General features: G+C 46.1%; 12 protein-coding genes and 2 pseudogenes. 6 read left to right on the plus strand and 8 right to left on the minus strand.

The genetic code is table 11. From position 1 onward, the window contains the following. Positions 1 to 117: 117 nt before the first annotated feature. The 4 genes and pseudogenes from C7B16_RS22230 to C7B16_RS22245 all read right to left on the minus strand — a co-directional run. Positions 118 to 495 (minus strand): annotated as a pseudogene (locus C7B16_RS22230) (two-component sensor histidine kinase); the annotation flags it as partial. Between the two features lie 15 nt (positions 496 to 510). Further along, on the minus strand, positions 511 to 1,191 hold the full coding sequence (locus tag C7B16_RS22235; RefSeq protein ID WP_001237983.1) for a heavy metal response regulator transcription factor: 681 nt from the start codon (positions 1,189 to 1,191) through the stop codon (positions 511 to 513). Positions 1,192 to 1,231: 40 nt separating this feature from the next. Beyond that, positions 1,232 to 2,047, minus strand: a complete 816-nt coding sequence (locus C7B16_RS25475) for an alpha/beta hydrolase (protein ID WP_258182598.1) — start codon at positions 2,045 to 2,047, stop codon at positions 1,232 to 1,234. Positions 2,048 to 2,646: 599 nt separating this feature from the next. Beyond that, positions 2,647 to 3,345: an AEC family transporter gene (locus C7B16_RS22245; RefSeq protein ID WP_258182599.1), complete on the minus strand. Its 699-nt coding sequence runs from the start codon at positions 3,343 to 3,345 to the stop codon at positions 2,647 to 2,649. Positions 3,346 to 3,749: 404 nt separating this feature from the next. On the opposite strand from C7B16_RS22245, the pseudogene C7B16_RS22250 reads away from it, so the two are divergent. Continuing rightward, a pseudogene (locus C7B16_RS22250) lies at positions 3,750 to 4,774 on the plus strand (alpha/beta hydrolase). 243 nt (positions 4,775 to 5,017) lie between these two features. Here the strand turns inward: C7B16_RS22250 and rclC are convergent. The 3 genes from rclC to rclA form a co-directional block, all read right to left on the minus strand. Continuing rightward, positions 5,018 to 5,605, minus strand: a complete 588-nt coding sequence (gene rclC / locus C7B16_RS22255; RefSeq protein WP_016248385.1) for a reactive chlorine resistance membrane protein RclC — start codon at positions 5,603 to 5,605, stop codon at positions 5,018 to 5,020. Positions 5,606 to 5,616: 11 nt separating this feature from the next. Further along, positions 5,617 to 5,853, minus strand: coding sequence for a reactive chlorine resistance periplasmic protein RclB (rclB, locus tag C7B16_RS22260; protein WP_000475158.1), 237 nt, complete (start codon positions 5,851 to 5,853; stop codon positions 5,617 to 5,619). Positions 5,854 to 5,961: 108 nt separating this feature from the next. Further along, entirely contained in the window at positions 5,962 to 7,287 is a 1,326-nt protein-coding gene (gene rclA, locus C7B16_RS22265; RefSeq protein WP_001515815.1) for a reactive chlorine resistance oxidoreductase RclA, read from the minus strand. Positions 7,288 to 7,512: 225 nt separating this feature from the next. Here rclA and rclR point away from each other — a divergent pair, with 225 nt between their 5' ends. Further along, positions 7,513 to 8,376 (plus strand): reactive chlorine-specific transcriptional regulator RclR, encoded by an 864-nt coding sequence (gene rclR, locus C7B16_RS22270; protein WP_000339576.1) that lies wholly within the window; start codon positions 7,513 to 7,515, stop codon positions 8,374 to 8,376. Positions 8,377 to 8,544: 168 nt separating this feature from the next. On the opposite strand, the gene C7B16_RS22275 is transcribed toward rclR, so the two are convergent. Beyond that, positions 8,545 to 10,098: an L-lactate permease gene (locus C7B16_RS22275; RefSeq protein ID WP_024191840.1), complete on the minus strand. Its 1,554-nt coding sequence runs from the start codon at positions 10,096 to 10,098 to the stop codon at positions 8,545 to 8,547. A 493-nt stretch (positions 10,099 to 10,591) separates the two neighbouring features. Here C7B16_RS22275 and C7B16_RS22280 point away from each other — a divergent pair, with 493 nt between their 5' ends. From C7B16_RS22280 to C7B16_RS22295, 4 genes are all read left to right on the plus strand, one after another. Beyond that, positions 10,592 to 11,311, plus strand: a complete 720-nt coding sequence (locus tag C7B16_RS22280; protein ID WP_001102096.1) for a (Fe-S)-binding protein — start codon at positions 10,592 to 10,594, stop codon at positions 11,309 to 11,311. A 10-nt stretch (positions 11,312 to 11,321) separates the two neighbouring features. Further along, entirely contained in the window at positions 11,322 to 12,749 is a 1,428-nt protein-coding gene (locus tag C7B16_RS22285; RefSeq protein WP_000023937.1) for a LutB/LldF family L-lactate oxidation iron-sulfur protein, read from the plus strand. Then, positions 12,742 to 13,437, plus strand: coding sequence for a LutC/YkgG family protein (locus C7B16_RS22290; protein WP_107180163.1), 696 nt, complete (start codon positions 12,742 to 12,744; stop codon positions 13,435 to 13,437). The genes C7B16_RS22285 and C7B16_RS22290 overlap by 8 nt, the downstream gene beginning before the upstream one ends. Before the next feature lie 720 nt (positions 13,438 to 14,157). Continuing rightward, on the plus strand, positions 14,158 to 18,135 hold the full coding sequence (locus tag C7B16_RS22295) for an autotransporter outer membrane beta-barrel domain-containing protein (protein WP_107180164.1): 3,978 nt from the start codon (positions 14,158 to 14,160) through the stop codon (positions 18,133 to 18,135). Positions 18,136 to 18,273: the final 138 nt, after the last annotated feature.

Below are 18,273 nucleotides of genomic sequence, written 5' to 3' on the forward strand. Positions count from 1 at the left end.
ATATCGTTGGATATTACAGCGCACTAAGACCGCACGAATATAACGGTGGATTACCCCCAAACGAATCGGAAAATCGATACTGGAAAAACTCTAACTCGGTGGCCAGTTTTTGTTGACCACTTCACATGAGCCCTCTGATGCGCCGGGTACTTTATTAAATCCCTCCCGCAAAGAAGACCACTGAACTCCCACTGGCGGTATTCCTCCCACGCTGAAACGCGGGTTATCGCTGACTATCCAGTAGCGCACGCGCTCACCTTCGGAACTGGCTAATACGGTGAATTTATTGGCAAGCGTGGACCAACCATCGGCTGAGGTTCGAGCGGTGATCCACGGACTCATCAATGATTCCCTGAACAACAGTTCGTTGTGCATCTGTTTTTGTAAGGAATCATGCAAAGAGCTTCTGAGCAGGATGCCAATAACGGAAACAATCAGCAGCGCGGATAAGGCAAACATCAGCGCCAGGTGGACAGAGATGGAACGCTTGAGCATGCTTATCCCCTTTATTTACTCAGGCCGGACTTCGAGGACATACCCCATGCCGCGAACGGTATGAAGCAACTTAACGTCGAATGGGGCATCAACTTTGGCGCGTAAACGTTTAATAGCGACTTCAACCACATTGGCATCACTATCAAAATTCATGTCCCAGACTTGTTCGGCAATCATCATCTTTGACAGGATCTCCCCTTGATGGCGAGCGAGCAAACTCAACAGGGAAAACTCTTTCGCGGTTAGTTCCAGTCTCGTTCCTCCGCGAAATACCCTGCGCGCCAGTAAGTCGAGATGCAGATCCTGAATATGAAGCTGAGTGATGTCTGCGCCATCCGTAGGGCGGCGACGTACCAACGCCTGAATACGCGCCACCAATTCAATGAGTGAAAAGGGCTTAGGGAGATAATCATCTGCTCCCAGACGCAGCCCTTTGACGCGTTCGTCGACCGATCCCCGTGCTGACAGCATCAGCACAGGGGTCTGTTTCCTGGTCCGGACGCCTTCCAGTACCTGATAACCATCCATTCCGGGTAGCATCACATCAAGAATTATCGCGTCGTAGTCTAATTCCAGCGCATAATGAAGCCCTTCAGCGCCATTGGCAGAAATATCAACGATGAACCCTGATTCTTTTAATGCACGGCTGATATATGTCGAGGTTTTCTCTTCATCTTCTATAAGTAAAAGGCGCATAATATTTATCCCGCTCCATTAATGATTTTAGGGCACTGGTTTATTTATCGAGTCCTTTATCGTGTAACCACGATGCCATTATCCCGGCAATCTCCTGATTATTCTTTTCCGCCATCAGGAAATGAGAATTGCCTTTGATGCCAATATCAGGGAGATGGACAAGGGTAGCATCTCCACCGTGACGGTTGATGGTCATAACAAATTGCTTTGCCATTTCATATTCACTTCTCCATTTATCCGGGCCAACGGCCGTATCCGGTTTTTCAGCAATAAAATCGCCATAATAAATAACGATTGGGATCCGCGTGAGTTTGAGAAACTCGTTCATGGGAACTCCCATCGCGGAAGCGCTCAAGGGGGCAAATGTGGTTTTCACCGGGGATGGCATCTCATTTTTCGGGAAGATAAATGGTGTTCCACCTGGCTCATAAGCAACAATAGCTTTTACATTGTCGGTATAAAAGGGGGTTCTCCAGCCAATAGTGCCGCCCATCGAGTGAGTGATTAAAATACCCTGGCCAATTTTTTCAAATAACTGAGCAAGTGTTTTCGCATTCAGCTCATTATCAAGTTCTCCTGAGTAGGGATTCCAGGAACGCTGGAATGCTTCAATACTTTCAGGGTTGTCAGGAAACTGCGAATTTTTAAATACGCCCTGTTCATTGCCAACACGGGACAACAGAAAAAATGTCTTGTCGGCATACATAGGATTGCCCGCCCAGGGATTTTTACCCGTATCATCTTTGGTTGATAAACCGGCTTCACCCATACGGGGTTGGTCAACGAGATAAACACTATAGTTTTTTTCAGGAAAATATTCTGGAATCCATCGCGTCCATCTGGTGTACTTTCCCATGTTCTTTTGGTTTGTGCCCCGCCATGCTGGAAGACCAGAGGATATTTATGTGTATTTACCGGAATTTGGTAGAAGACGTAAGCATGATCGCCATAAGCTGTCTGACCATCAGGAGACAGAAAATTTTGTTCTGAAAATGTGCCTGAATGTTTTACCGTTGTACCACCTACAGTAAAGCTTCCCTGGGTTTGTAATACAATATGCGGTTCTGCACTTTGGCTCTGAATGTTGTGCATTGCGCAACCAGAAACAGAAAATATCAGTCCGGACAACAAAACATTACCGACCGTTTTTTTGAAGGAAGTTTTATGGCTCATATATTATCTCTGATATTTTATTATGGCTTCAAATAGTGCTCCAGGTATTATCCAATACCTGTCATCATTGCTACGAGAGGCATCGTAATAAGTGACACCAGTGTGGTTAACGTTGCACCTTTAAGAGCTAACGGATAAACTTTTTTATTTAACATCTGAGCTAATAAGGGAGTTCCGGCACCAGCCGGTGTCGCTACCGCAGCCAGCAGGACACCCAGTAATAGCCCATTTGTAATGAATAACTTCATTATTAATATAATGACAAGCGGAATAATGGTCATTTTAAAAAAAAGTGAATACCCATACTTTTACATCCTTAAAAACAGATTTCCATTCGATGTCTAACAGGAATGAGCCAATCAGTAGCATTGAAACCGGGCCAGTTATTGCGCCCAGCATTTTGATTGGTTGTGCAATGACGTAAGGAATGTGTATATTTGAAATATATAAAATCAAAGCAAGGATACAGGCAATAATCCCTGGGTTGATGACGTTTAACATATTTCTCAAGCTAAGCGCTTCAGCATTTCCACTCTGGTCTTTCATGCAGTAATAGCCATATGAAAAGAATAATAAGTTATATGGGAGTAAAAACACAGTGATATAAATCATGGCTTCAGCGCCATACAATGAATATATCATTGGGATCCCCATCATGGAAATATTGGTAAATGTTGTCATAACAGTAACCACACCATGATATTCTCTTTCATATCGTAAAACTCTTGCCAGTATACGGCTGCAAATAATCAGTAAAATAAGCGCAGTAAATGCAGATGCAAGCACGATGGAAAGTTCTTTTCCGGAAATATGTGGTTGGTCAGTGGTTATTCCGGAAAATATAATGGCTGGCATCGCAAAGTTAAAAACAAGAGATGTGAGTTGGGGAGTGTTTCCTGGTGTAATGACTCCCACTTTACGAGCTATAACGCCAACGCCAATAAGAAGAAAGAAAATGATAAGTTGCTCAAGTGTCGCCATATTAATATCCTTGCCATGGTATATATAATAATTATTAACCCGGAAGCTGTGAATTTTATTTGTTGAACTGTTATAAGTGACTTATTTTATACGGGGTATATCACAACCGCTTAAGTCAGGTTGAGTATAGCAACATATTTATGTGCATTTGAGAGAGCTTTACCGATAGGGTTAATCAGCCTGATTCATAAATCAGGTCAGGGAAAGGGTCTGCGTTCTCTCATTTCAACCACCGACAACAGAAAACGCGATTGTCAGGGGCGTTTCCTGACAAAAATGTTATTTAGCGGTCATGATGCTGACAGTTTTTTCTCTCTACCCTGTGTCTGAATGTTCCATCTCGCTTGCCTTATGAACACGCATTTTTATCGGGAGAAACCATGAAATTGACTCTTTTAAGTGCAATGCTGATGACGGCGGTAGTCGGTATCACCTCAGCCAATGCAGCAGATTACAAAAAGAACCCATTTACTCTCGTTTATGACGGGGCTATCACCGAGAATGTCGCAGGTAAGGTCAATATCCATCCGGTGAAATATGATCTCCATGGCATTCAAATTGCAGCAAATGTGTATACACCGGCTAACTATGATCCTGCGAAAAAATATCCGGCAATCGTGGTGGTTCACCCTAATGGTGGCGTAAAAGAGCAGGTTGCCGGGTTATATGCCCAACGCCTGGCAGAACACGGATATATTACCATCGCCGCCGATGCTGCTTATCAGGGGCCAGCGGAGGTCTGCCGCGTAACGTAGACAAGCCCGCAAATCGTATTGAAGATATCCACGGCATGGCTGACTTCATCAGTCAGTATCCCGGTGTTGATAGCACCCGTATTGGCTTGCTGGGGATTTGTGGAGGAGGCGGCTATTCACTTGTTGCCGCTGAGACGGATAAACGCTTCAAATCGATTGCCACCATCAGCATGTTTAATTCAGGTCTTGTGCGGCGTAATGGTTTTCAGAATTCACAGTTGGATACTATCCAGCAGCGGCTCCAGCAGGCTTCTGACGCACGCGCTCAGGAAGCAGCCGGAGGTGAAGTGCTTTACTCCGGTGATGCCAACCTGACTGATGAACAGATCGCTAAATTGCCATTTGCTTTGTACCGACAGGGCTACGAGTATTACTGGAAAACGCACGCACATCCAAATTCAACGTTTAAATACACCACAAGTAGTTTGCTGGATCTGATGAGCTTTGACGTGACAGACCATATCGATCTCATCAATCAACCACTGCTGATGATTGCCGGTACAAAAGCGGATACGTTGTACATGACTGAAGATGCATTCGCTAAAGCCACAGGTACGAAAAACAAAGAACTCTTCCTGATCGATGGCGCTACCCATATTGAGACATATTGGGTGCCTGAATACGTTGACCAGGCGACGCAAAAATTAGACGTTTTCTTTGATAAGAATATTTAATTAACCTCCGATGCTCTCCAGCAGGCTGGGGAGCATTCGCGCACTCTTCGTCGCTGGGAATAAGGACACAGGTACTAAATTTTCCAATACAGGCTAATGTGAATAATGTCGATGCTTTATATCAGGAAGTTTATATACTCAACAAAGAAACATTGAGCATCAAAATAGCGTCAGCCTCGCCTGTACAAAGAGAAGACTGACGCCTGAATAATGAGAAACAAATTCTGTTCTGATTATAAGAATTTAAACTTTAAAATCTGAACATGATTCATGACTTCGTTGGTTGAGGATATCCCGTGCTGAATCGGCCATTATCATGACTGCGCCAGCCAGCATCAGGGTATCCTTCAACACCAGACGACCGGCACCGGATAAATAAGGAAAACCATGATGAGCATCCCCCAGTGCGGGCACCCAGGCTTCAGGTGTGGTGATTAAAAATGATAGTGTTACCAGAGGTGTGGCAAATGACATCAGTCCTCCCAATAAACCCAACCACCGGTTAACAGGGTTAGCCAAAACCAGTAGCGCAATCATCACCTCCACGACGCCAAGGCCATTGGAAAAACCATAGGTATTATTGGTAATTTGCCATGCCCGGGCTTCTGGCTTGTATTCGCCTTCGTGAGTCAGATACTGTTTGTAGTCTTCCGGATGTTCATAGAAGAACGACATTAACGGACTGTTCGCGACGAATGGTGTAATGCTGTCTGCCTCGTAAGGGACAAACTTTAATAACCCAATCCACATAAAAACAATCGCAATGCTCAGTCGAATCAATGTCAGGCCGACTTTATCCCCTCGACTTAACAGGTGCAGGTATTTTTCCATTGTAAACATCCTTATTTATACAATACAGCCGTTGCGGTTGAGTTATTATCAATTCGCATTGAGGTGACTTTCCATGATGAAGCATCGTATTTTCTGGCGATATCAGCAATGGCATCCTCCAGAACTGTTGGTGAGGCTGATATTGACGAGACGCTGACATGTTTCAGAACTATTTTGTCATCTGCATTGGTGGAAAAAGCCATAACGCCAGATAATAGCGTTGCAAATAAAACAGTTTTTTTAAACATATAAAATACCATCAATGAAGTGATTAAGAAGTTATAGAATAAGCAAAAGCTAATAAAATGCTTTTCTCTGAGACGCCAGAATATTTGTCCTGGCGTCTGATTTTTGGGTTATTTGACTAATGAAAATAGATCATTGAGCGATTCGCTCATCGACGGGTGAGTAAAAATCTGATCGCGTAATACGCTATAAGGCAGTCCGGCATCCATCACCATTTTCACTATATTGATCATCTCGTGGGAATCAACACACAGCAGTGATGCCCCTAATATGCGTTGGGTTTTATTATCGACAATCGCTTTTAATACCCCACGGGTATCGTTCATCACTCTGGCGCGCGGAATTGCTGTTACAGGTAATGTTGCCACCTGAATATCCGCGCCGCTTTCCCTGGCCTGCTCTTCCGTTATACCAACCCGGGACAGCGGTGGAGTCATGAATACGGAATAAGGCACATTTTTCCGATCGTCTGTGCTACGTTTGCCTTCTCCCAGTAACTCATCGCGCACGATGCGGAAGTCATCCAGTGAAATATAGGTAAACTGTAGCCCGCCGGTAACATCTCCCATCGCCCAAATATTGTCCGCTGTGGTATGTAATTGCTTGTCAACGACAATTGCTCCGCGCTCGTTTACCGCGACACCGGCATTTCCTGGCTTTAACGAAGCAGCAGCCGGTTGACGGCCGGAAGCTATTAACAATGCATTCACCGCCAGTTGGGCGTGCCCGGTATGCACTTGCACTTTATTTTCATCGTGGCTGATTCGCTCCACATGGGCATTGAGGATAATATCGACGCCCTGTTCGCGTAAAATAGTCGCGATATTATCAGCAATATCCCGATCCTCACGAGGTAAAAACAGAGGCGCGGCTTCGAAAATAGTAACCTTACTGCCAAAATTGGCGAACATAGAGGCGAACTCAACGCCAATATATCCCCCGCCCAAAATACCTAAATGCTCGGGTAATTCCTTCAGATTCAGTAATCCGGTACTGTCATAGACGCCAGGCGTTGTGGTTATTCCGGGAATTGGCGGAATCACGGTTTGCGCACCGGTATTAATAAAAATTTTCTCGCCACTAATCTCCAGATTTCCCTCAGGTCGATGAATGCGCAGAATATGGTTATCGATAAACTCCGCTTGTCCGTCGATCACGTCGATATTGGTCATATCTGCAAGATTATGGAAATTCTTATCGCGTAATAAACTGACGACCTCATCTTTACGCTGCATGGCACTGGCAAAATCTACGTGCTGTTGTGCATCATGAACCAACGTCTTGGTCGGGATGCAGCCGATATTAATACAAGTCCCGCCATACATTGCGTTCGATTGTTCGATGAGGGCCACACGCCAACCCGCTTTAGCCAGCGTGACGGCTAATGTTTTTCCTGCCTTACCAAAACCAATAATAACTGCCTGATATTTATTCATGATAATTTCCTGTCGAAACGTATTCATTTGACATAATGACTATAGACGTAAAGGCAAAAATAATATTTCTTCACAACGCTTAAAATTTTGTCTTATCGTCTGGTGTTTATTGTTTTTTAATCAGGGTCACAATATGACGATGATGATTAACTAGTTGATGATATTAGATTAATGCTTATATAAGATTGCTGCTGTCTGTAATCAATAACTACTCAGGAGTCTGATATGGATGCCCTTAGCCGTTTGTTGATGCTTAACGCTCCACAAGGAACGATCGATAAAAATTGCGAGTTAGGAAGCGACTGGCAGCTTCCACATGGCGCAGGAGAACTGTCGGTTATTCGTTGGCATGCGCTAACACAAGGTGCGGCGAAACTGGAAATACCGACGGGGCAGACCTTTACGTTACGCTCTGGGAGTGTGGTTCTGTTACCACACAATTCAGCGCATCGCCTGAGTCACGTCGAAAATGAATCGACCTGTATTGTCTGCGGCACTCTTCGACTGCAACGTTCGGCGCGTTATTTTTTAACCTCTTTGCCGGAAGTGCTGGTTTTGGCACCGGAAAGCGACAGTGTGGAATTTCACTGGCTGAGGGAAGCGATTCCTTTTTTACAACAGGAATCCAGATCGGCAATGCCGGGAGCGGATGCACTGTGTAGCCAGGTCTGCGCGACACTATTTACACTCGCGGTACGTGAATGGATTGCACAGGCTAATACAGAGAAAAACATTCTCAGTTTGCTACTGCATCCGCGTCTTGGTGCGGTGATCCAGCAAATGCTGGAAATGCCCGGACACGCCTGGACCGTCGAATCACTGGCCAGCATCGCTCACATGTCCAGGGCAAGTTTTGCCCAACTTTTCCGTGATGTTTCCGGAACTACGCCACTGGCTGTATTAACAAAGTTACGCCTACAAATAGCGGCTCAGATGTTTTCCCGGGAAACGCTCCCTGTTGTGGTGATTGCTGAGTCGGTAGGCTATGCCAGTGAATCATCTTTTCACAAGGCTTTTGTCCGGGAGTTTGCTTGTACTCCGGGAGAATATCGGGAAAGAGTCAGACAACTTCAGGAGGTTATCTTGTAAGCTAAGTATGAATAAGATTACCGGGCATAAAAATAGAGTCTGTCATACTTAGCGTAGTGGAGGAAAACAGCAGGATGTTCTGGAGGATATAAAGAACATCCTGGCATTCTGGAGATAAGATTTCTGTTACTTGGCCTTTATTTGTGTTCTGACAAATATAAAAGCATATTATCGCATAAACCAGAAATAAAAGAGGCCAACTTTTAAGCCAAGTATCGCGATGTAGGCACAGCAATATTTCATGGTGCCAGACATTATTTGATTAGCCTGTCCTTCCATTTTCGTGGCTGAAACGGCAATGGCGATACTTTGTGGCGAAATCATTTTTCCTCCCGTTGCACCGGAGGTATTTGCCGCCGCCAGCCAGTTGGGATCGATATGTAACTTACTGGCTGCAATAGTTTGCAGTTTGCCAAACAAAATATTCGAGTTAGTGTCGCTACCAGTGACGAAAGTACCCAGAGCACCAATGACCGGGGCGAGGAAGACATATGAACTTCCTGTGAGGTCGACAATTGACTGTGCCAGCGTAGAAATAATGCCGCTGAGATCCATAACTGTTGCCATAGCGACAATAGCCATAATTGCAATAATAGAATTTTTAAGTTGGAGCACGGTTTTGACAAAAACTTCCAGCATACCGCGTGCTGAAGCCCCCTGAATAAAACCGCCGAGAATAGTCGCAAAGATAATCAGCATTCCTGGCGTCGTGAGCCATTCGATTTTTAACACCAATGTTCCACCATCGACCAGTGAAAAATGCAGTGCTGAAGCTAACTGAGATGCTGCCGCCTTTATCGTTGGGAATAACGGTGAGCACAGCAGAATAAAGATAAAAATGAACAGGTAAATAGAGCCGACCCGAAACAGCACCTTTACTGAGCGTGGTGCCATTTCACGGGTATGGCTGGCTTCAATACGCCACTCGGGATCTACGTCTCTTTTGCGTAAACGGCTGGCAATTGCGACAGTGAAAAGGCTAACCAGGCTGCCAGCAAAAGCGGGTAATTCGGCACCGAGATGTATGGCAACAAAATACTGCGGAACAAGTGTCGCAATGCCACATAGCAGCGTGATAAGGAATACGCCGCGAATTGCTTTCACACCGCCGCCAATAATACCAATAATGACAAAGGGCAGCAGGAGATTAAAAATCGCCAATTGCAGAATAATTGTGCCACCTAAGGTGTAAACCGACAGGTTAACCTGTTCGGCCAGAATCGAAACCGGAATACCCACTGCCCCAAACGCTGTAGGTACGGTATTAGCAACCAGTGAAGCAATTGCGGCTTTCAGTGGGTTGAATCCCAGCGCGATGAGGATACCGATAGGGATTGCGACCGCTGTACCGTAACCGGCGGCAGCTTCAAGAAAACCACCAAAACACCACGAAATAAGGAGTACCTGGATACGCTTATCTTCGCTAATACTGGCGAGAATATCGCGGAGAATATCCAGCGCTTTGGTTGCCTGCATCACGTTATAACTGAATATCGCGCCGAGGATCACAATCACTATCGGCCATAACCCTTTGAGTGCGCCATAACTCACGGAGGCTTTAAGATTTTGTACTGGCATGTCCCAGAACAGGACAGATAAAACAGCAGTGAATGCCAGTGATATCAGAACTGAATAATGGATAGGCATCTTCAGTTTCAGAATCAGAAATACCATAAGGAGCAAAGGTGAGAGTGCTATAGCAAACATTAAATATCCGTGCATTTCTATTTCCAACTATATTGCTTGACCTTGTTTATATATTTTTCCGAAGAAGGCTATCTCATTGTAAAAATAAAAAATGCAAACTGAATCGCTTCAGTAAAATAAAATTATGGCTGTTGATGATTGTATGTTTATTGTTGATTACTCGACGTATAAAACAATGAGTGTATATTTTCACAGCCCCAAAATGAGTAGCTCAAAATAGGTATTGGAGTTCATGGTTATGAACTTTATTGCCTTCTTAAATCAAATTCATGATCCCGTGTTGATAGTGTGTGTCATTATAAAAATGTGAGCGATGCCGAAAGAAATAAAATTAGTTATTGCATCCCGGAATTGAATGACGGATTATCTGTTTTGTCATACAAATGAGTTTGAAATTGTATTTTGCTACCTGATTAAAAAAGAGCCCCTATTTTTGTTGATGATTGATAACCCATAAGGGGTGGTTGCCATCGGGCATAAACAGAAATGAAGTAATGGAGTATTGGTTGTGAATGTAAATTTCTTTGTTACCTGTATTGGTGATGCACTGAAATCAAGGATGGCACGAGACTCCGTGTTGCTACTGGAAAAGCTCGGCTGTCACGTAAATTTCCCGGAGAAACAGGGATGCTGCGGTCAGCCAGCGATCAATAGTGGTTATATCAAAGAAGCGATTCCAGGGATGAAAAATCTGATCGCCGCACTGGAGGAAAACGACGATCCCATTATTTCTCCTGCCGGTTCCTGCACCTATGCCGTAAAAAGTTACCCGACCTATCTGGCTGAGGAGCCTGAATGGGCATTACGTGCCGAAAAGGTCGCTGCGCGTATGCAGGATCTCACCTCTTTTATTGTTAATAAATTAGGGGTAGTTGATGTAGGAGCCAGCTTGCAAGGGAGGGCTGTGTATCACCCGTCTTGCAGTCTGGCCCGTAAGTTGGGGGTGAAGGATGAGCCACTTACGCTCCTGAAAAATGTGCGCGGGCTGGAGTTGTTGCCCTTTGCCGAACAGGACACCTGCTGCGGATTTGGCGGCACATTCTCGGTCAAAATGGCCGAAATATCCGGCGAGATGGTGAAAGAAAAGGTTTCACATCTGATGGAGGTTCGTCCTGAGTATCTCATTGGTGCTGACGTGAGTTGCCTGCTGAACATTAGTGGGCGGTTACAACGGGAAGGGCAGAAAGTCAAAGTGATGCATATTGCTGAAGTGCTGATGAGTCGCTGAGGATATAAAGATGTCGATCAAAACCAGTAATACAGAATTTAAAACACGCATCCGTCAGCAAATTGAAGATCCGATCATGCGTAAAGCGGTGGCAAACGCGCAGCAGCGTATTGGTGCAAATCGGCAAAAAATGGTTGATGAATTAGGGCACTGGGAGGAGTGGCGTGATCGTGCCGCCCAGATTCGTGATCATGTTCTGAGTAATCTTGACGCTTATCTGTACCAGCTCTCAGAAAAAGTGACGCAAAACGGCGGCCACGTCTATTTCGCAAAAACCAAAGAAGACGCTACCCGCTATATTTTACAGGTTGCCCAACGTAAAAACGCGCGGAAGGTGGTGAAGTCCAAATCAATGGTGACCGAAGAGATTGGTGTCAACCATGTGTTGCAGGATGCGGGCATTCAGGTGATTGAAACTGATTTGGGTGAATATATTCTCCAGTTGGATCAAGATCCGCCATCTCATGTCGTGGTTCCGGCTATCCATAAAGATCGCCACCAGATCCGCCGGGTGCTACATGAATGCCTGGGCTATGACGGCCCGGAAACGCCTGAAGCAATGACCTTATTCATCCGGCAAAAAATCCGCGAAGATTTCCTCAGTGCTGAAATCGGTATTACCGGCTGTAATTTCGCGGTGGCAGAGACGGGTTCGGTATGCCTGGTGACCAATGAAGGCAATGCGCGGATGTGTACCACGTTACCTAAAACGCACATTGCGGTAATGGGGATGGAGCGTATTGCCCCCACTTTTGCCGAGGTTGATGTATTGATTACCATGCTGGCGCGCAGTGCTGTTGGCGCGCGTTTGACGGGATACAACACCTGGCTGACAGGGCCGCGCGAAGCCGGACACGTTGATGGCCCTGAAGAGTTTCATCTGGTTATTGTCGACAACGGGCGCTCTGAGGTGCTGGCCTCTGAATTTCGGGATGTGCTGCGTTGTATTCGCTGCGGGGCCTGTATGAATACTTGTCCGGCATATCGCCATATTGGCGGCCACGGATATGGTTCTATTTACCCAGGGCCAATCGGCGCAGTGATTTCGCCACTGCTTGGCGGCTATAAAGATTTTAAAGATCTCCCCTACGCCTGTTCTTTATGTACAGCCTGTGACAGCGTTTGTCCGGTACGTATTCCTCTGTCGAAACTGATTTTGCGTCATCGTCGGGTGATGGCTGAAAAAGGGATCACAGCAAAAGCAGAGCAACGAGCGATAAAAATGTTCGCTTATGCCAATAGTCATCCGGGATTGTGGAAAGTCGGAATGATGGCAGGCGCTCATGCGGCGAGCTGGTTTATCAATGGCGGCAAAACACCGCTCAGGATTGGCGCGATTAGTGACTGGATGGAAGCACGCGATCTTCCTGAAGCTGACGGCGAGAGTTTCCGTAGCTGGTTTAAGAAACATCAGGCGCAGGAGAAAAAGAATGGATAATCGTAGCGAATTTTTGAACAACATTGCTCAGGCTCTGGGTCGCCCGTTGCGACTAGAACCGCAAGCAGAAGATGTGCCGCTTAACAACTATGCTAACGAGCGGCTTACTGAACTTAATCAGCAGCAGCGCTGTGATGCGTTCATCCAGTTTGCCAGCGATGTCATGTTGACGCGTTGTGAACTGACCAGCGAGGCGCAGGCTGCAGAAGCCGCATTACGCCTGTGTAAAGAGTTGGGAGATCAGTCTGTTGTGATTAGCGGTGACTCGCGACTGGAGGAACTGGGGATCAGCGAACGTTTACAGCAGGAATGTAATGCCATTGTTTGGGACCCGGCGAAAGGTGTAGAGAATATCTCTCAGGCGGAGCAGGCGAAAGCTGGCGTTGTGTATGCTGAATATGGCTTAACAGAGTCGGGAGGCGTGGTACTTTTTTCCGCTGCCGAGCGCGGGCGTTCGTTGAGCCTGCTACCGGAGTCCTCTATTTTTATTCTGCGTAAAAGCACCATCTTGCCGCGAGTGGCACAACTTGCAGAAAAATTGCATCAGAAAGCGCAGGCCGGTGAACGTATGCCATCCTGCATTAACATCATCAGTGGCCCCAGTTCAACAGCGGACATTGAGCTTATCAAAGTCGTTGGAGTTCATGGCCCGGTGAAAGCGGTATACCTGATTATTGAGGATTGCTGAGAGAAATATTGATAGCCATTCTGGTAATGCCATCCAGAATGGCACTGTCATATTGAGTGGGGTAACCGCCTTATCCGGGCGCGTATACACCAGAATGATGAAAAAACAGGCAGTTAAAATACCTGTTCATTTGTGTTTTGCCTGGTGGATAAAAATAAACCGATCGTCGATTGTTTGTGTCATTATAGTTTTACGCTGTAAAGATTTAGTGTAAAAATTCACGCTTATATTTTTACTGTATCTATATGTTTTCCTCGTAATTGCAGTCAATTCCCGCTGAAATTTTTTCTTTTATTAGTAAGGTCTTATATTTAAGCTGAAAGGATTCAGTCTTAAAGCAATATATTATTTTTAATAAGACAAGTCTTATATTTGTATACTCAATTAGTATTAGCGATTTTTCTTATATTAATACAGGGTCTATGGACTTTGCTGTAGGCTATATTTTGAGTTGATCTGGATTCACAGATACATATAATGCGCCTGTGTTCAAAACTGGAAGTTAATGTAAGGATGATGTTGCAGTTGTTAATTTGGAAGACGTATCCAGTGGAGAGTTAGCCCCATATTACCCTCTGAACTGTATGCCTGAATTATACAGTTTTCGATATTATGCAGTCTTTTTGAATTTTTATATCTCTCATGGATCTGGGGGCGGCATTTAATTCCCATCGATGTGTGAGAGACTGGTTTTGTTTGGATGCATTGCTGGAGAGTCTCATGAATAAAATATATCGGCTAAAGTGGAACAGGTCTCGTAACTGTTGGAGCGTTTGTTCTGAACTGGGAAGTAGAATAAAAGGAAAGAAGGCAAAGGCCGTTTTAATTAGCGCGATAAGTTTATATTCATCTCTGGCGTTCTCCGATGATGTCATCGTGAATAAGGATGAGACTGTTGATTTTGGCAAAGAGAACCAGAGCATAAATTACCGTATTACAGTAACCGACAATGCTAATCTGGTAATCAATGCGACAGACTCTTCTCGTCCACGTCTGACTCTCGCTTCTGGTGGTGGACTGGATATCACCGGAGGGAAAGTGCATATTAATGGCTCGCTTAACTTTTTGTTAAAAGGGACGGGATTTCTGAACGTCGCCAATGCCGGCAGTGAGTTATATGCTGATGATTTATATGAGTCTTACTCTAATATTACCCACGATAGAGGCTATTTTAACGTCTCCAACGGCGGCAAAGTTCATGTTAAGGGCACCAGCCGTCTGACCTATTTGCAGGGAAATGTCAGTGGTGAAGGTAGCCAAGTAAATTCCAAAACCTTCTTTATGGGCGTTTACGGCAGTTACGGTGGTAATCAGTACCTGTCAGTTAATAACGGCGGTGAAGTTAATGCCAGTGAGCAAATTAGCCTGGGCTATTATGATCAAAATTCCGATACAACACTTGCCGTTTCAGAAGGTGGTAAAATCTCTGCACCGAAAATTAGTTTAAGTACCAACTCTGAGTTAGCGTTAGGTGCGCAGGAAGGGAATGAGGCAAAGGCAGCAGGGATTATTGATGCTGACAGAATTGAGTTTGTGTGGGCAAAGACATCTGAGAAGAAAATCACCTTAAACCACACGGATAAAAACGCGACTATTTCCGCGGATATTGTCAGTGGTAGCGAAGGTCTGGGCTATATCAATGCGCTCAATGGCACGACTTACTTAACTGGTGATAACTCTGCATTTAGCGGCAAAGTAACGATTGAAAAAAATGGGGCTTTGGGGATCACCCAAAATATAGGTACTGCAGATATCACCAACCGCGGGAAATTACATCTGAAGACTGACGATAGCATGACCTTTGCCAATAAAATCTCTGGCAACGGTACAATAAGTATCGACAGTGGGACGGTGGCGTTGACCGGCAATAATTATGCATTTAACGGGTATATTGATGTCGCTTCTGGTGCTGTCGCGGTTATTTCTGAAGACAAGAACATCGGCCGTGCGGATCTGGATGTTGATGGCAAACTGCAAATCAATGCCAATAAAGATTGGGTATTTGATAATGATCTTCAAGGTAAAGGCATTGTTGAAATAAATATGGGGAATCACGAATTCTCCTTCGATGAGTTTGCTTATACAAACTGGTTCCAGGGGGCACTGGCGTTCCAGAACACAACATTTAACCTGGAAAAGAATGCTGAGTTTCTGCAGAGAGGCGGGATCACTGCGGGTCAGGGAAGCCAGATAACGGTGGGTAATGGCGCTCACTCCATTAGCACTCTGGGATTCTCCGGCGGAACCGTTGATTTTGGTGCCCTGGCAGCAGGTGCACAGATGACAGAAGGAACCGTCAACGTTAGCAAAACACTGGATCTGCGTGGCGAGGGAATTATTCAGGTTACTGATCGTAACGTTGTAAGCTCCGTCTCTCGTGATATTGACTCTGCGTTATCGCTCACTGAAGTCGATGACGGTAACAGCACAATTCAGTTGGTTAATGCGCAAGGTGCGGAGGTGCTGGGGGATGCGGGCAACCTGCAACTGCAGGATAACAATGGGCAAATCCTCTCCAACAGCGCCCAACGTGATATTCAGCAAAATGGGAAAAAAGCCGCCGTTGGCACTTATGACTATCGTCTGACGAGTGGGGTAAATAATGACGGCCTGTATATCGGCTATGGCCTGACGCAGCTTGATTTGCAGGCTACCGACAGCGATGCCCTGGTGCTGAGTGCCAACGGTAAAAGCGAGAATGCCGCCGATCTCAGCGCAAAAATTACCGGTAATGGTGACCTGGCATTCAGCAGCCAGAAAGGCCAGACCGTATCGCTTTCTAACAAAGACAACGACTATACCGGTGTTACCGATCTGCGTAGCGGGACGCTTTTATTAAATAACGATAACGTGTTGGGTAATACCCAGGAACTGCGTCTGGCGGCAGAAACTGAAATGGATATGAATGGTCACAGCCAGACCGTGGGTACGCTCAATGGTAGCGCCGATTCGCTGTTGAACTTAAACGGCGGGACTCTGACTCTTGCCAACGGGGGCACTGCAACCGGTTCATTAACGGGGAGTGGGGAGCTGAATATTCAGGGCGGCACGCTGGATATCGCGGGCGATAACAGCAGTCTGACGGCGAACATGAATATTGCTAACTCCGCTCATGTCCTGGTAAGCCACGCGCAGGGATTGGGTAGCGCGAACGTTGAGAACAACGGTACTCTGGTGTTGAATAATAGCGCTGAAAAAAGAGCGGCTGTGCCTGTGAATTACACCCTGGGCGGTAATTTGACCAACAACGGCACGCTGATGACCGGGATGTCAGGACAGCAAGCGGGCAATGCGTTAGTGGTGAAGGGGAACTACCACGGTAATAACGGTCAACTGGTTATGAATACGGTACTGAATGGCGATGATTCAGTGACTGATAAACTGGTTGTTGAGGGCGATACCAGCGGCACGACCTCCGTTACGGTGAATAACGCTGGTGGTACAGGCGCTAAAACTCTTAACGGTATCGAACTTATCCATGTAGATGGTAAGTCTGAGGGGGCGTTTGTTCAGGCGGGGCGTATCGTTGCGGGCGCGTATGACTACACTCTCGCACGTGGCCAGGGGGCAAACAGCGGTAACTGGTATCTGACCAGCGGTGGTGATTCCGCTGAACCGCAACCGGAGCCAGAGCCGATGCCGAATCCGGAGCCTAATCCGACTCCGACTCCGACTCCAGAGCCTGCGCCAGGTCCGGATCTGAGTGTGGATAATGACCTGCGACCGGAGGCGGGCAGCTACATTGCGAACCTTGCAGCAGCGAATACCATGTTCACCACGCGTCTGCATGAACGTCTGGGGAATACATACTATACCGATATGGTAACTGGCGAGCAGAAACAAACCACCATGTGGATGCGTCATGAAGGTGGTCACAATAAATGGCGCGATGGCAGCGGCCAACTGAAAACCCAGGGCAATCGCTATGTTCTGCAACTGGGAGGCGATATCGCACAGTGGAGCCAAAACGATAACGACCGCTGGCATGTGGGGATCATGGCAGGTTATGGCAACAGCGACAGCAAAACGATCTCCTCGCGTACCGGTTATCGTTCAAAAGCGAGTGTGAACGGATATAGCACCGGCCTGTATGCCACCTGGTATGCCGATGACGAATCGCATAACGGAGCGTATCTCGACAGTTGGGCGCAGTACGGTTGGTTTGATAACACAGTGAAAGGTGATGATTTACAGAGCGAATCTTATAAATCAAAAGGGTTTACCGCTTCACTGGAGGCTGGATACAAGCACAAATTAGCTGAATTTAATGGCAGCCAGGGAACGCGTAATGAATGGTATGTTCAGCCGCAAGCTCAGGTAACCTGGATGGGAGTAAAAGCCGATAAGCACCGCGAAAGCAACGGTACTTTCGTTCATAGCAGTGGTGACGGCAACATTCAGACCCGACTTGGCGTAAAAACCTGGCTGAAGAGCCACCATAAAATGGATGATGGTAAATCCCGCGAGTTCCAGCCGTTTGTCGAAGTGAACTGGCTGCATAACAGTAAGGATTTCAGTACTCGTATGGATGGCGTGTCAGTCACTCAGGATGGAGCCCGGAACATTGCCGAGATAAAAACCGGGGTGGAAGGACAGCTAAATGCCCATCTGAATGTCTGGGGAAATGTGGGCGTTCAAGTTGCCGATAAGGGATATAATGACACCTCTGCAATGGTTGGTGTTAAGTGGCAATTCTGAACTGAATAATGATGAAGTGGTCAACAAAAACTGGCCACCGAGTTAGAGTTTTTCCAGTATCGATTTTCCGATTCGTTTGGGGGTAATCCACCGTTATATTCGTGCGGTCTTAGTGCGCTGTAATATCCAACGATATAG

Source organism: Escherichia sp. 20412-1, from assembly GCF_003027595.1.
Lineage (GTDB): Bacteria > Pseudomonadota > Gammaproteobacteria > Enterobacterales > Enterobacteriaceae > Escherichia > Escherichia marmotae.